Genomic DNA, 14,735 nt, shown 5'->3' with positions numbered 1-14,735 from the left:
GACCGTGACGAACCGACCGCCGTATCCACCGCAGTACCAACCGCCGTACCGACCGCCCGGAGAGAAGAACCCATGCCCCTGTGGCCCGTCTACACCGGCGCGCCTGACCCCCACGACGGCATCGCCCGGCTGCCCCCGCCCCCGCCCTGGCGGGACTTCGACGGCGGTCCCGTGCTCGATCCGCCGGACGCGGACGGCGACGCCGCGGCCGCCTCGCCCGACCGGACCCACCGGGCCGCGACCTACCAGGCCACCGAGGACACGGTGCAACTGGTCAACGCGGCCCTGTACCTGCGGCGTCCGCTGCTGGTCACCGGGCCGCCCGGGACCGGGAAGTCGTCCCTCGCCTACGCGGTCGCCCGCGAGCTGCGGCTCGGCCCGGTCCTCAGGTGGAACATCACCAGCCGCAGCACCCTGGGCGACGGCCTCTACACCTACGACCCGCTCTCCCGCCTGTACGCCGCGCGCCACACCGCGCGGCCGTCCGACGCCCCCGCCGCCGCCACGGGCGTCGAGGACCACCTGCGGCTGGGCCCGCTCGGCACCGCCCTGCTGCCCTACGCCCGGCCGCGCGCCCTGCTGATCGACGAGATCGACAAGAGCGACCTCGACCTGCCGAACGACCTGCTGCACGTCCTGGAGGAGGGCCAGTACGAGATCCCCGAACTCGTCCGGGCCTCCCGGGACTCCCCCGGCCCGCACGCCGAGGTGCTGATCGACGGCGCCGACCAGCGGGTGCCGGTGGAGCGCGGCCGGGTCCGCTGCAACGCCTTCCCCTTCGTCGTCCTCACCAGCAACGGCGAGCGCGAGTTCCCGCCGGCCTTCCTGCGCCGCTGCGTCTCGCTGCGGCTGCGGCAGCCCGACGACGACCACCTCGCCGAGATCGTCCGCGCCCACCTGGGCGAGCCCGACGGGTACGCGCGCCAGTTGATCCACCGGTTCCTGTCCCGGGTGGGCAGCGGCGAACTGGCCACGGACCAGCTGCTCAACGCCATCTACCTGGCCCGCTCCTCCGGTCTGGGCGCCGACTCCCTGGACGAGCTGGCCGAGCAGCTGATGCCGTACCTCGGCCGGTCCGCGGGGGCCGACGCCTTCTGATGCCCGCCGACCGCCCCGGCGCACCGGACCCCGAGCCCCTGCCCCGCCTCGCCGACATCCTCGGCCGGGCGGCGGCCACGGGCGCCCGCCCGACCCCGCTGGAGCTGGCCGAACTGCTGTGGCTGGCCGGGCAGATGGAGCCCCCGACGGCCGGCCCGGCGGACCCCGCGGACCCGCCGGACGGCCCGGCGTCCGGGACGCGGCCGCAGCAGCCGCCCCCGGACCGTGCAGCCGCCCCGGAGCAGCACCGGGACCGCCGGCCCGACCGGCGTCCGGACGAGGACCAGGACCGGGGGCCGGAGCCGGAGGGGCACGGGCGGCGCTCCCGGGCCGACCGGCCGGCCGGACCCCCTCCCGGGTCCGAGGCCCCCCGCACCCCCCTGCGCCTGCCGTCCCCGGCCCCGGCCCCGGGCACCTCGACGGCCCAGCCGCACAGCGCCCTGCTCGCGCCCGCACCGCCGATGCTGCGCCACCCGCTGGCGCTTCAGCGTTCCCTGCGTCCGCTGAAGCGCCGCAGCGACGCGCCCGTCGGCCACGAGGTGGACGAGTCCGCGACCGCCGACCGCATCGCGCGCCTCGGCGCCGGACCCGAGTGGTGGCTGCCCGTGCTGCGCCCGGTACGGGAGCGGTGGCTGCGCCTGCACCTGGTGCACGACGCGGGCCCCACGATGCCCGTCTGGCAGCCCCTGGTCCGCGAACTGCACGCCGCGCTCGCCCAGTCGGGCGTCTTCCGCACCGTCACCCTGCACCGCGCGGAGGCCGACGGCACGGTCCGCGGGGACGGGGCCCAGATCCCCGCCGACGGCCGTACGGTCATGCTGCTGATCAGCGACTGCATGGGACCGCAGTGGCGGGAGGGCCCGGCCGGCACCCGCTGGTTCGGCACGCTGCGCGGCTGGGCGCGCCGCACACCGCTGGCCGTGCTCCAGCCGCTGCCCGAGCAGTTGTGGCGGGACACCGCCCTGCCGCCGGTGCCGGGCCGGCTGTCCGCCCCGCACCGGGCCGCGCCCAGCGCCTCGCTCGCCTTCACGCCGTACGACGGCGCCGCACCCCGGGCCCCCGAGGGCACGGCGTACGTCCCGGTGCTGGAGCCGGGACCCGAGTGGCTGGCCAACTGGGCCGCGCTGGTGGCCGGTCCGGGCGGCACCCCGTACCCGGGTGCCGCCGCCGCGCTGCACCGCCCGTTGCCCGCCGACGCCGACGACCGCACCGACCTGGCGCGGCTGTCCGCCGAGGAACTCGTCCTGCGCTTCCGCGCCAGCGCCTCCCCACCGGCCTACCGGCTGGCCGGCCACCTCGCGCTCGGCCGCCCCGACCTGCCGGTGATGCGGCTGGTGCAGGCCGCGGTGGAGCCGGACCCGCGGCCCCAGCACCTGGCGGAGGTCATCCTCGGCGGGCTGCTCACCACGGTCCCCGGGCCGCCCGGCTCCTACGCCTTCCGCCCCGGCGTGCGCGAGCTGCTCCTGCGCGGGCTGCCCCGCACGGCCCGCAACCGCACCCACGAACTGCTGCTGCGCACCGGCGGCCTGATCGACGAGCGGGCGGGCCGCTCGCCCGGCGAGTTCCGGGCGCTGATCCCCTCCCGCGAGGGCACCGAACGGGCCGACACCGGCGAGTCGTTCGCGGCGATCAGCGAGGAGAGCGCCCGGCAGCTGACGGTGCGGGAGCGGCCCGCCGTCCCGTCGCCCTTCCCGCCCGCCCTGGGCGCCCGCTACCGGCCCACGCGCCGGCTCACCCCGTCCGGCAGGATCTGGCTGGCGGAGGACACCGGACCGGAGCGGACGGCGCCGGACCCGTCGCCGACGAACCGGACGGTGGCGATCCGGCTGCACGACGCGGACCCCGACCCGGCCACCCGCCGGGCGTTCCTGCGCAACGCGGGCCTGCTGACGCGGATCTCCCACCCCAACCTGGTGACCGTGCTCGACGCGGGCATCGAGGACGACGTCCCGTACGTCGTCATGGAGCACCTGGACGGCATAGCGCTGGGCGCCCTCACCCGGCCCGACGACCGGCGGCTGCCGGCCCCGCTGACGGTGTCGGTGGGGTCGCAGCTGGCACGGGCACTCACCGCCCTGCACCGGGCGGGCCTGGCGCACGGCGGCCTGGAGGCGTCCCGGGTGGTCCTGCTGCCGGACGGCACGGTCCGGCTCAGCCTCTTCGAACCGGGCCTGGCCTCGGGCCCCGGCAGGCGCTCCGCCGACCTGCGCGCCCTGTGCGACGTCCTGCTGCGGCTGACGTCGGGGCCCGCGCGCCCGGCCGTCCCGATCGACTCGCGCCGCCTGGACCGGCTGCCCCCCGCCCTGCGCATCCACTACGCGCACGCCTTCGACCAGCTGATGTCGCCCTCGGCGGCGGCCCAGGCCCGCGGTCTCGAACTGCTCGCGGACCCGCACCTGCTCACCCGGGCGCAGCAGGCGTACCGGCCGCGCCGGTACCGCGCCCTGGGCCCGTTGCGGGTCGGCCTCCCGGACGGCTCGTCCGGCCCCGCCCCCGAGGTGCGCGCGCTGCTCGCGATGCTGCTGCTCAAGCACGGCCGCACGGTCACGCACGAGGAACTGCGCTGGGGGCTGTGGGACCCGGGCGACGAGCCCCGCAACCCGCGGGCCGAGGTGACCCGGCTGGCGACGCGGCTGGCGGACGTCCTGGGCCCGGGCGTCCTCGCGAAGTCCGCCCACGGCTACGCCCTGCACACCAGCGCCGACGACCTGGACCTGGTGCGCTGCGACGAGCTGGTGCGGGCTGCCGACGCGGCCGGTCTGCGGGACGCGCTCACCGAGGCCCACGGCCTGGTCACCGAGGCACTGGCGCTGTGGGGCGACGCCGAACCGCTCGCGGACGTGCCCGGCCCCGCCGCCCGCACCGCCCGCACCCGGCTGCTGCGGCTGCGGCTCGCCCTGCACACCCGGCGTGCCGAACTCGACCTGGCCCTCGGCGAGTACGACCGGGCCGCCACGGAACTGGCCGGCCTGCTGCGGGCCCACCCGCACCGGGAGGACTTCCGCCGCCTGTACCTGATCGCGCTGCGCCGCCAGGGCCGGGGCGAGGAGGCGCTGGAGGTGTACGAGGAGTACGAGCTGTCCGGGGGGCGCAGCCCGGCCCTGACGGCCCTGGGCCGGGAGCTGCGCGAGGAGCACGCGGTACCGGCGGACGACGCGCCGTGGCCGGAGTACGGGCGGCGGCCCGGGGACCCGGACGGCACCGCGTCCGTCGGGTCCGCGCCGGACGAGCCGCCGGAGAGCCCCTTCCCCGCGGCGGACCGCCTGTGGACACCGCTGCCGGCGGACGACGCGGAGCACGACACGGCACGGGCCCCGGCGGACGCGGCGGCCAGGGAGGAACGGGAGGCGAGCGAGGAACGGGACGTGATGCGGGACGAGGGGCCGGAACCGGAACCCGCGGGGGACGAGGAGCCGCGACCCGGTCCGGGGGACGGGGAACCGGACGACCCGGAGGACGGCCTCGACACCGGTTTCCGCGCCTGCGCCCGCTACGCCTTCACCGGCGAACCGGGGGCCCCCGGGCGCCCGGAGAACCCGGTGGCCTCCGGTGCCCGCGCGGCCCTGCACGGCGTGGTCGCGGACCTGCTGGCGGACAGCGGCATGGACGGCGCCTCGCACCGGCTCCTGGACGACGACGGCGGCCTGCTGGTGCTGCTGACGCCGGGCGTCGAGGCCGCCCCGCTGCTCAGGGCGACCGTGGCCGGTCTGCCCGGGCTGCTGCCGCGCCTGGGCGGCCGACGGCTGCGGGCGGAGTTCTGGCAGGTGGAGTTCCGGCTGGACGGCGCCGGGGAGGAGGCGTTCCGGGCCGCCGGGGAATCGGTCGGGGCGGTCCTGGACGCCTCGCCCGCGCAGGCGGTGATCGCCCTCTCGGACTCCCTCTACTACGACGAGGTGTGCGAGGAGGGCCAGGAGGGGCCCGCGTTCCCCCCGGACCTCTTCCAGCCGCTGCCCGACGGCACCGGCTGGTACCGGCTGGTCGGCGGTCCCGGCGCCGCGGAGCCGCCCACCGCCGCCGGGCACCGCTGAACGCTTCGCGCGCCCCCCGTTCAGCGGCCCCCCGCCCGGCCCCCTCCAACGGGCGCCCGCCCGTCCCGCCCCGCACGATCGGTGTCCAGGAGGCCGTCCACCGGGCGGCCCCGCACGGTCCGCTCTCGGGAGGATTCGCCATGACCGCCAGTACCGCCAGTCTGGAGGCGCTGCGCCGCTGCCACTTCGCCGTCGACCTGGGCGCGGCGCGGACCCGCGTCTACGTGAAGGGGGCCGGGCTCGTCGTCGACCAGCCGTCCGCCGCGGCGGTCAACACCCGCACCGGCGCGCTCATCGCGGTCGGCGAGTTCGCGGAGAAGATGACCGGCCGCACCCCCGGCTACATCCGCGTCGTACGACCGGTCTCCGGCGGCACGGTGGTCGACATCGAGATGGCCCAGCGGATGCTGCGCCACCTGCTCGGCGACCGGATCCGCCGCAACCTGCGCCGCAAGCCCCGGCTGCGGGCCGCCGTGTGCACCCCGCACGACGCGGACCCGCTGTCCCAGCGCGCGGCGATCGAGACGCTGGTCGGACTCGGCGCGCGCCGCGTGGAGCTGGTCGACACGCTCATCGCGGCGGCGGTCGGCTGCGGACTGCCGGTGGAGCAGCCCGAGGCCACCATGATCATGGTGTGCGGCGCGCACGCCACGCAGGTCGCGGTGCTCTCCCTCGGCTCGATCGTGACGGCCGAGCGCATCCCGGTGGGCGGCGAGGCCGTGGACCACGCGATCGTGCAGCTGCTGCGCCACCAGCACGAACTGGTGCTGCCCAGCCAGTCCGTGCGCCCGCTTCAGCTCGCGCTGTCCGGCAACGGGCTGACCCCGCAGGGTCCGGCGTCCACCGAGATCCACGGCCGGGACGTGGCGACCGGGCTGGCGCGCAGTGTGCGGGTCGACACCGCCACGGTGCGCAACGCCATCCAGACGCCGCTGACGGCCGTGCTCGACGGGATCGGCAAGGTGCTGCGGGACTGCCCGCCCGACCTGGTCGCGGACCTCGCCGACCGCGGGATCATGATGGTCGGCGGGAGCGCGCTGCTGCCCGGCTTCGACCAGATGCTGCGCCAGGCCACCGGTATGCCGGTGCACATCGCGGAGCGGCCCGACGTGTGCGCGGTCCAGGGCCTCGGCAGCATGCTGGAGGGCCGGGTCGAGCCGCTCGTCCTGCACCCGACGACCGCCGACGCCGACGCCGACTGAGGGCCGGGGGTCCGAGGGCCGAGGAACCGAGGAAGCCGAGGAAGCCGGACGCATGACCGCGCAGCCCGCGCCCCGACTGACCCGTCTCCTCGAAGCCCTCCTGGACGTCGGCACCGCCCTCGACCTGCGCACCGTCCTGCGGCGCGTCGTGGACGGCGCCGCCGAACTGACCGGCGCCGGCCGCGCGGCCCTGGTCGTCGCGGACCCCGGCGAGAGCGGCCTCGCCGAGATCCGCACCCCGGGCCCGGAGCACGTACCGGAGACGGCGCCCCTGCTGCGGGTGCCGATCCTGGTGCGGGACGAGGAGTTCGGCGAGCTGCGGCTGGCCGGACGGCCGGGGGCGGCGCCCTTCACCGTCGAGGACGAGCAGCTGCTGCGGGTCCTGGCCGCGCAGGCCGGTGTCTCGATCGGCAACGCCCGGCTTTACGAGACGGCCCGGCAGCGCGAGCGCTGGATCGAGGGCGCGGCGGCCGTCACCACCGCGCTGCTCACCGAGGAGGGCGCCGACGACGCGCTGACCACGGTGGCCGAGCGGGCCCGGCTGCTCGCCGGCGCCTGCGCGGGCGTCATCCTGCACCCGACCGCCGAAGGCGGCATGGAGATCGTGGCCGCCTCGTCGCCCGACGACCCGGACGGCATCGTCGGCGCGACCATCGCACCGGGCAGCCCCGTGCTGGAGCAACTGCTCGGCGGCGAGCCGGTGTTCATCGAGGACTCGGCGACCGATCCCCGTATGACGACGCGGGTGCGGCACCGGTTCGGGCCCAGCATGATGCTGCCGCTGCGGGCGGACGGCCGGCTCATCGGCACCCTCGCCCTGCCGCGCCGACGCGGCGGGCGGCCGTACACGGACCTGGAACGGCGGCTCGCGACGCAGTTCGCCTCGCAGGCGGCGCTCGCCCTGGTCCTGGCCGACGCCCGGCGCGGCCGGGAGCGGCTGGCGGTCTACGAGGACCGCGACCGGATCGCCCGCGACCTGCACGACCTGGTGGTGCAGCGGCTGTTCGCCACCGGCATGATGCTGGAGTCCACCCGGCGCCGCCCCGGCGCGGAGGACGTCGGCGGCCTTCTGGACCGGGCGGTGGACGAACTGCGGTCCACGGTCGGGGAGGTCAGGACGGCGATCCTCACCCTTCAGCAGCCCCCGGCCGGTCCGCCGACGGGCCTGCGCGGGCGGGTGCTGCGCGAGAGCGCGTCCGCCGCCGCCCTGCTCGGCTTCCCGCCGTCCACGCAGTTCCGGGGCCCCGTGGACACCCGCGTCCCGGAGCCGGTCGCGGACCGACTGGTCACCGCCCTGCGCCGGGCCCTGGCCGACGCGGCCCGGCGCCCGGGGACGACCCGCGTCGAGGTCACCGTGGACGCCACCGACGGCGGCCCGGACGGCGCGGTGCGGCTGTCGGTCTCCGACGACGGCGAGCGCCCCGCGGGCGCGGGCGGCGGCCGGGGCACGACGAGCGTCTGGCACCACTCAATACACGGCTGAAAATACGTCACCCGGCGCTGCTACACTCCAAAAAAGATACGGGCGAATAAGTCTGGAGAGGGCTCCTGTGGCCGATGCGATGTCCGTGAATGAGAAATCCGATTCCGTCGAAACTCTGACGCTGGGTCCCGGTTGTTTCTGGTCTTTCGACGCGGTGGCGCGTCGTACGCCCGGTATAACCTCGAGTGTCGCCGGATACGCCGGGGACCACGGTCCACCGCCCAACTACGAGGACTACCTGCGCTACGGGCGGAACCCGCAGAAATTCGTCGAGGCGGTGCAGCTGACGTTCCGCCCGGACGTGATCAGCCGGGAAGAGGTGCTGGTCTTCTTCTTCCAGAGCCACGACCCGACGACGCCGAACCAGAGCGGCGCGGACCGCGGCTCCATCTACCACTCGACGATCTTCTACGCCGACGAGGAGCAGCGCGCCAGCGCCGAGAAGGTCATGGAGCTGGTACGGCAGAAGCTCGGCCAGGACATCGTGACCGACCTGCGGCCGTACGCGCAGTTCTTCGTGGCCGAGGCCGACCAGCAGGATTTCTACAACCAGAACCGCGGCCAGCCGTACTGCCGGGCGGTCATCGAGCCGAAGCTGCGCTCTTTGGGCCTGGACACCGACTGACCCCGCGAAGTTCCGCCCGCGGCGGCCGATCCGGACCGGGAACGGGGTCGGCCGACCGCGCGGAACCCACCGCCCGGTAATTGCGTCTCCGGCAGACGATTACCGGGCGATTACCGGCCTCCGAGAATCCGTGGATAGCCTGCGGCCACCCAGTCGCGTCCCGCTTTCCGGTACGGAGGCACTTCGTTGTCAGGCTCCCCGACAGCACGGGTTCGCATTCCTGTGCACAGGCAGATCAGATCCCCCTATCGTCCGCCGCTCACCCCGCGTCCCGCCGACGATTACGCGCTTTCCGGCCCGGGTCCGGTGATCACATGGTGACTCAGGAAACCGGTGTGAGCGCGATCGGCGGCAAGGGCGCGTCCGGCGGGTCGGCGCCTTCCCGGCTGCCGTCGCTGACCGGACTGCGGGCCTTCGCGGCCCTGCTCGTCTTCCTCACCCACATCCTCTGGTACACGACGCTCATCCCGGGCGAGACGGGCGACGACCTGCGGGACAAGTTCACCCTCTCCGGTTCCTACGGCGTCGGCTTCTTCTTCATCCTGAGCGGCTTCGTCCTGACCTGGACCGCGCGCTCGGACGACACGGCGCCCTCGTTCTGGCGCCGTCGCCTGGCGAAGATCGGCCCGATGCACGTGGTCACCTTCGCGCTGGCGGCCATCCTCGTGGTCAGCACGGACCGGCCCACCCGCGCCGTCGACTGGATCGCGGCGGCGACCATGCAGCAGGCGTGGTTCCCCAGCGTGGAGACCAGCGCGGCGGTCAACGGCGTGGCCTGGTCGCTGTGCTGCGAGTTCTTCTTCTACCTGATGTTCCCGGCTCTGCTGCCGCTGCTGCGGCGGATCCGCGACGAGTGGCTGTGGCCCGCCCTGGGCGTGGTGGTGCTGCTGATCGCCGGCGCGTTCCTGATCGCCACCTACGTGGTGAGCGACCAGCCGCGGCTGCTGGCCTTCTCCGTCTCCGGCGAACTGTCCTTCAAGCAGGTCTGGTTCGTGTACTTCTTCCCGCCGGTGCGCGCGCTGGAGTTCGTCCTCGGCATCCTGCTGGCCCGGGTGGTCGCGGCCGGGCGGTGGCCGAGGGTCGGCCTGGTGCCCGCCTTCGCCCTCGCCGTGGCCGGTTACGTGATCGCGCTGTACGAGCCGTACCTGGCGGGCTCGGCGGGTCTGGCGACCATCTGGACCGCGCCGCTCATCGCCGCCGCCGCGACGGCCGACCGGCGCCAGACCACCTCGGTGTTCCGCAACCGCACCGTGGTGTTCCTCGGCGAGATCTCCTTCGCGTTCTACATGGTCCACTGGATCACCATCGTGACGGCCGCCGAACTGCTCGGCACCCGCACGTTCTCGCTGGGGGTCGGCGCGCTCATCTCCCTCGGGGTGCTCGCGGCGGCCGGAGTGATCGCCACCGTGCTGTACCTGTGCGTGGAGAAGCCGCTGGTGCGGCGCTTCGGCCGGCACAAGCCGGGCGGCACGGGCGTGCCGCTCTTCCACCAGCCGGCAGCGCCCCCGGTGGAAGCGGGCTCCGCACGGTGACCCGCGTGCGCCCGGGCGAACGCAACCGCCCGGGCGCACGAGCCGGCCGTTCCAGGGCCCGTCCGGCGGACGTCGGACGGGCCCTGGCGGCGGATCACTCGAAGGCTGCCGTCCAGTTCACCGCGACCCCGTTCACGTACGCCTCCGCCAGCGCGGCGAGGAACCGGCCGAGGCCGCCGTCCTCCTTGCGCAGGGTGGCCATCGGCGTGACGGGGCGGCCGAGTTCCTCGGCGATGTCCTGCATCCCCACCGAGAGCACCGGCTGGGCGCTGCACTCCACGAAGACCGTGTGGCCCTCGGCGATCAGCGAGCGCACCGCCGCGTCGAAGCGGACCTCCTGGCGCAGGTTGCGGTACCAGTACTCGGCGTCCAGTCCGGCGGTGTCGACGCGTTCGCCGGTGACCGTCGAGTAAAAGGGGACGTCGGTGTGCACCGGCTTCGCCTCCGCCGCCAGGTCGAGCAGGGTCGGCCGCAAGTCCTCCACATGCGCGGAGTGCGCGGCGAAGTCGACGCCCGGCACCCGCCAGCGCATCATGCCCTCGGCGCGGAGCTTGGCGCCGAACTCGGTCATCGCGGCGACGTCGCCGGAGACCGTGACGGTGCCCGGGCCGTTCACCGCGGCCACCGACAGGGCGCCGTCCCACTCGGTCAGCATCGCCCGCACCTGGTCGACCGGGGCCATCACGGTCAGCATCTCGCCACGGCCGCGGATCGCCGTCAGGGCCTGGCTGCGCAGCGCGACGATCCGGGCCGCGTCCGCGAGGGACAGCGCGCCGGACACGTGCGCGGCGGCGATCTCGCCCTGGGAGTGGCCCACCACCGCCCGGGGCTCGACGCCGAAGCGGCCCCACAGGCGGGCGAGCGAGACCATCATCGAGAACAGGACGGGCTGCACGACGTCCACCCGGTCCAGCGGCGGGCTGTCCGGCGCAGCGCGCAGCACGTCCTCCAGCTTCCAGTCCAGGTAGGGCGCCAGAGCCCGCTCGCAGTCCCGGACCGCCGCGGCGAAGGCCGGTGAGCCGTCGAGCAGGGCGACCGCCATGCCCGCCCACTGGGTGCCCTGACCGGGGAACACGAACACCGGCCGGGCCTCGGCCCGGGCCTGCTTGGTCGCCCGGCCACGGGTCACGTTCGGCGCGGCCTGCCCGTCGACGAGTGCGCGCACCCCGGCCAGCAGTTCCTCGCGGTCGTGCCCCAGCACCACCGCGCGGTACTCGTTGGCCGCACCGGCCGCCACCAGCGACCGGCCCACCCGCGCGACGTCGTCGACGACATCACGCGTCGAGTCCGCCTCGATCCGGGCGAGCAGCCGGGACGCCTGGCCGCGCAGGCCCGCCTCGCTGCGCCCGGAGAGCACCCAGGGCACCGTGCCGGCGCCGATTCGAACGTCTTGTGAGGCCGACATGGTCACGAGCAACTCCTCATCGCCGCCGATCAACGGATCGCGAAAGGCAAGATATCCGCGTCGCTCGGGTCGGGACCCATCGCCCGGTAATCCTGCAAAGAGATGCCAGTTACCGGAACGTTACCCCCCGCAGTCAAGGCCATGTCAGGCTTCGACCACCCAGTCGCGACCGCTTTCAGCACGGAGGCTGCTCGTTGTCAGGCTACCCAGTATCACAGACCGCCATTCATGCACAACCACAGATCACGTCGCTCTATTCGCTGCTGCACCTACTGCGTCCGGCTGACGATTCGGTACTCCATCTCCCCTCGGCCAGCGCCCAGTTGGTCGAGGAGTCCGTGCGTCGCGTCGGCTCGGGCGCCACCGGTTGGGCGATCGAGAACAGCCGTCTGTTATTGGCCGAACTGGCCGAAGAACCGTTCTCCCGATTCGACCGGAAGTCCTGTAGTGACACGCGGCTCGTCGAGTCGATCGCCCTGTGGGTCGTGATGCGGCTGAGCGGCGTCCGGAGCATTACCGGGCTGCTTTCGACGGAACTCACGAACGCCATTCGGGAACACGTCGCGGACAGCACGACCGTCGATCTGCTGCTGCGTTACGTCCGCGCCACCCACGCGAGTTTCACCCGCGCCTTGTTCGAATTCTGCGAGGAGCACCTCCCCGCCGAGGAGCAGCCGGCCCTGATGCGGGCCATCTCGGCCGACCTGTTCGAGGGCATGGAGACGCTCTCGGCCGCGGTGACCGAGAAGTTCGCCACCGAGCGCGACCGCTGGTTCGCCGGCCCCGCGGGGGAACGCTTCGAACTGGTCACCTCGATCCTGGAGGGCAAGCCGGTCGGCAACCGCCGGGCGATGCGCCAGCTGCGCTACGAACTGACGCTGCACCACATCGCGCTGGTCGTGTGGCAGGACGAGGTCACCCCGGACGGCAGTCACGAACTGGGCACCACGGCGCTGCGTCTGCTGGAGCAGGCCGGCTGCTCCTCGACGCTGCTGCTGCCCGCGGGTCCGGGCCGGCTGTGGGCGTGGGGAGGCCGCGCCTCCGGCCGCCCGCACGAGTTGCGGCACTCCGACCAGAAGGTGGAGGTGCCCTCGCACATCCACGTCGCCTCCGGACTCCCCGGTGACGGCGTGGCCGGATTCAGGCGCTCGCACGAGCAGGCGATCACCGCCGAGCGGGTCGGCCGCATCACCGAGCGCGGACCGTCCCGGCTGTGCGACTACGGCGCCCTGGAGCTGGTGATACTGCTCGGCAACGACGCCGAGGCGACCACCGACTTCGTACGGCGCGAACTCGGCCCGCTGGCCGAGGACAGCAAGACCATGGCCGCCCTGCGCGAGACCGTGCGGTGCCTGCTGGACAACGAGCGGGCCGTGGCCGTCACGGCCAAGCACCTGCACATCGCGAAGAACACGGTGGTCTACCGGGTGAAGAAGGCGGAGCAGCTGCTCGGGCGGTCCCTGCGCGAGGACCACCTGCGCCTGCACCTCGCGCTGTACCTGGCGGAACGGCTCGGCTCGGCGGTGCTGGCCGGGCCGGACCCCGCGGCGGCAACGGCAGGACTGGAAAACTCGATTCGGGCGGTGTCCAGGTGAGTGGCGACCAGAACAACAAGAACGAGAAGCTCCTCGACTACCTCAAGTGGGTCACCGCGGACCTGAAGAAGGCCCGGGACCGGGTGGACGAACTCGAGTCGAGCCGTTCGGAGCCCATCGCCGTGCTCGGCATGGGCTGCCGCTACCCCGGCGACGTGTCCACGCCCGATGAGCTGTGGCGACTGGCCCTCGACGGCGTCGACGCGATCACCGAGTTCCCCGCCGACCGCGGCTGGGACGTCGACGCGATGTACGACCCCGACCCCGACGCCTCGGGCAAGTTCTACTCCCGCCACGGCGGGTTCCTCAGCGACCTCAAGGGGTTCGACGCCGAGTTCTTCGGCATCTCGCCGCGGGAGGCCGCGGCGATGGACCCGCAGCAGCGGCTGCTCCTGGAGACCACGTGGGAGGCCATCGAGCGGTCCCGCATGGACCCCCGGTCGCTGCGCGGCAGCGACACCGGTGTGTTCGTCGGCGTGATGTACACCGGCTACTCCGTCGACGGCACGGCGACCAACACCGAGGGCCACGTCATGACCGGGATGCTGACCAGCGTCGCCTCCGGTCGCCTCTCCTACGTCCTCGGCCTGGAAGGGCCGACGGTCAGCATGGACACCGCCTGCTCGTCCTCGCTGGTGGCGATCCACCACGCCGTGACCGCCCTGCGGGGCGGTGAGTGCTCGCTGGCGCTGGCCGGCGGCGCCATGGCGATCCCGGTGCCGGACGGCTTCGTGGAGTTCTCCCGGCAGCGCGGCCTCGCACCCGACGGCCGCTGCAAGGCGTTCGCGGCGGCGGCGGACGGCACCGGCTTCTCCGAGGGCGTGGGCATGCTCGCGCTGGCCCGGCTCTCCGACGCCCGGCGGCTCGGGTACCCGGTGCTGGCCGTGATCCGGGGCAGCGCGGTGAACTCGGACGGTGCGTCCAACGGGCTGACGGCGCCGAGCGGTCCGTCGCAGCAGCGGGTGATCCGGCAGGCGCTGGCCAGTGCGGGGCTGTCCCCGGCCGAGGTCGACGTCGTCGAGGCGCACGGCACGGGAACACGGCTGGGCGACCCCATCGAGGCCCAGGCGCTGCTGGCGACCTACGGCCGGTCCCGGCCGGACGGCGAGCCGTTGTTGCTGGGGTCGTTGAAGTCGAACATCGGTCATACGCAGGGTGCGGCGGGGGTGGCCGGGGTCATCAAGATGGTGCTGGCGATGCGGCACGGGGTGGTGCCGCGGACGTTGCATGTGGATGAGCCGACGCCGGCGGTGGACTGGTCCTCGGGTGCGGTGGAGCTGGTGACGGAGAACCGGCCGTGGCCGGTGACGGGCCGTCCGCGGCGGGCCGCGGTGTCCTCCTTCGGCGTCAGTGGCACGAACGCGCATGTGGTGCTGGAACAGGCCCCGGAGCCGGAGACAGAGAAGGAGTCGGCGCCGGCCGTGAAGTCGCCGGGTGTGGTGCCGGTGGTGGTGTCGGGGCGTTCGGTGGAGGCGTTGCGGGTGGGTGCGGGGCGTGTGGCGGGGTTGGTGGAGGGGGGTGCGGGGCTGGTTGATGTGGGGTTGTCGTCGGTGGTGTCGCGGTCGGTGTTCGAGCATCGGGGTGTGGTGCTGGCGCGTGAGGGTGTGGGGGCGGTGGCGGGTCTGCGGGCGTTGGAGGCGGGCGAGTCCTCCACCGCTGTGAGTGGTGTGGGTGTGGTGTCGGGTGTGGTGGGTGAGGGGCGTACGGCGTTTTTGTTTACGGGGCAGGGGGCGCAGCGGGCGGGGATGGGCCGGGAGTTGTATGAGG

General features: G+C 74.2%; 9 protein-coding genes. 8 read left to right on the top strand and 1 reads right to left on the bottom strand.

Annotation, left to right across the window (positions count from 1 at the left end; all coding sequences use genetic code 11):
- Positions 1–72 precede the first annotated feature (72 nt).
- From ACIRGB_RS26580 to ACIRGB_RS26555, 6 genes are all read left to right on the top strand, one after another.
- Entirely contained in the window at positions 73–1,098 is a 1,026-nt protein-coding gene (locus ACIRGB_RS26580; RefSeq protein ID WP_403869950.1) for an AAA family ATPase, read from the top strand.
- Positions 1,098–5,126 (top strand): SAV_2336 N-terminal domain-related protein, encoded by a 4,029-nt coding sequence (locus ACIRGB_RS26575; RefSeq protein ID WP_403869947.1) that lies wholly within the window; start codon positions 1,098–1,100, stop codon positions 5,124–5,126. Before ACIRGB_RS26580 ends, ACIRGB_RS26575 begins: the two co-directional genes overlap by 1 nt.
- Positions 5,127–5,266: 140 nt before the next feature.
- The gene (locus ACIRGB_RS26570; RefSeq protein WP_358740770.1) at positions 5,267–6,328 is read left to right on the top strand and encodes a rod shape-determining protein; all 1,062 of its coding nucleotides are present in this window, start codon (positions 5,267–5,269) and stop codon (positions 6,326–6,328) included.
- Between the two features lie 52 nt (positions 6,329–6,380).
- Complete coding sequence (locus tag ACIRGB_RS26565) at positions 6,381–7,811, top strand: GAF domain-containing protein (protein WP_403869942.1); 1,431 nt, start codon at positions 6,381–6,383, stop codon at positions 7,809–7,811.
- Between the two features lie 79 nt (positions 7,812–7,890).
- Positions 7,891–8,436: a peptide-methionine (S)-S-oxide reductase MsrA gene (gene msrA, locus ACIRGB_RS26560; protein ID WP_403870692.1), complete on the top strand. Its 546-nt coding sequence runs from the start codon at positions 7,891–7,893 to the stop codon at positions 8,434–8,436.
- A gap of 314 nt (positions 8,437–8,750) precedes the next feature.
- On the top strand, positions 8,751–9,968 hold the full coding sequence (locus tag ACIRGB_RS26555; RefSeq protein WP_403869939.1) for an acyltransferase family protein: 1,218 nt from the start codon (positions 8,751–8,753) through the stop codon (positions 9,966–9,968).
- 94 nt (positions 9,969–10,062) lie between these two features.
- On the opposite strand, the gene ACIRGB_RS26550 is transcribed toward ACIRGB_RS26555, so the two are convergent.
- Positions 10,063–11,373 (bottom strand): acyltransferase domain-containing protein, encoded by a 1,311-nt coding sequence (locus ACIRGB_RS26550; RefSeq protein ID WP_403869936.1) that lies wholly within the window; start codon positions 11,371–11,373, stop codon positions 10,063–10,065.
- Between the two features lie 338 nt (positions 11,374–11,711).
- Here ACIRGB_RS26550 and ACIRGB_RS26545 point away from each other — a divergent pair, with 338 nt between their 5' ends.
- Positions 11,712–12,968: a PucR family transcriptional regulator gene (locus ACIRGB_RS26545; RefSeq protein WP_403869933.1), complete on the top strand. Its 1,257-nt coding sequence runs from the start codon at positions 11,712–11,714 to the stop codon at positions 12,966–12,968.
- On the top strand, positions 12,965–14,735 hold a 1,771-nt coding region (locus tag ACIRGB_RS26540; protein ID WP_403869930.1), incomplete at its 3' end, for a type I polyketide synthase. The genes ACIRGB_RS26545 and ACIRGB_RS26540, both read left to right, overlap by 4 nt.

Origin of the sequence: Streptomyces sp. NPDC102490 (assembly GCF_044765285.1) — a bacterium.
GTDB lineage: Bacteria > Actinomycetota > Actinomycetes > Streptomycetales > Streptomycetaceae > Streptomyces.
Note: the sequence above shows the minus strand (reverse complement) of the source record. Positions and strands in the feature narration are given on the sequence as shown.

Coding starts and splice junctions, on each gene's coding strand:
- ACIRGB_RS26580 (WP_403869950.1), top strand. CDS start 73: ATGCCCCTGTGGCCCGTCTACACCGGCGCGCCTGACCCCCACGACGGC.
- ACIRGB_RS26575 (WP_403869947.1), top strand. CDS start 1,098: ATGCCCGCCGACCGCCCCGGCGCACCGGACCCCGAGCCCCTGCCCCGC.
- ACIRGB_RS26570 (WP_358740770.1), top strand. CDS start 5,267: ATGACCGCCAGTACCGCCAGTCTGGAGGCGCTGCGCCGCTGCCACTTC.
- ACIRGB_RS26565 (WP_403869942.1), top strand. CDS start 6,381: ATGACCGCGCAGCCCGCGCCCCGACTGACCCGTCTCCTCGAAGCCCTC.
- msrA (WP_403870692.1), top strand. CDS start 7,891: ATGTCCGTGAATGAGAAATCCGATTCCGTCGAAACTCTGACGCTGGGT.
- ACIRGB_RS26555 (WP_403869939.1), top strand. CDS start 8,751: ATGGTGACTCAGGAAACCGGTGTGAGCGCGATCGGCGGCAAGGGCGCG.
- ACIRGB_RS26550 (WP_403869936.1), bottom strand. CDS start 11,373: ATGTCGGCCTCACAAGACGTTCGAATCGGCGCCGGCACGGTGCCCTGG.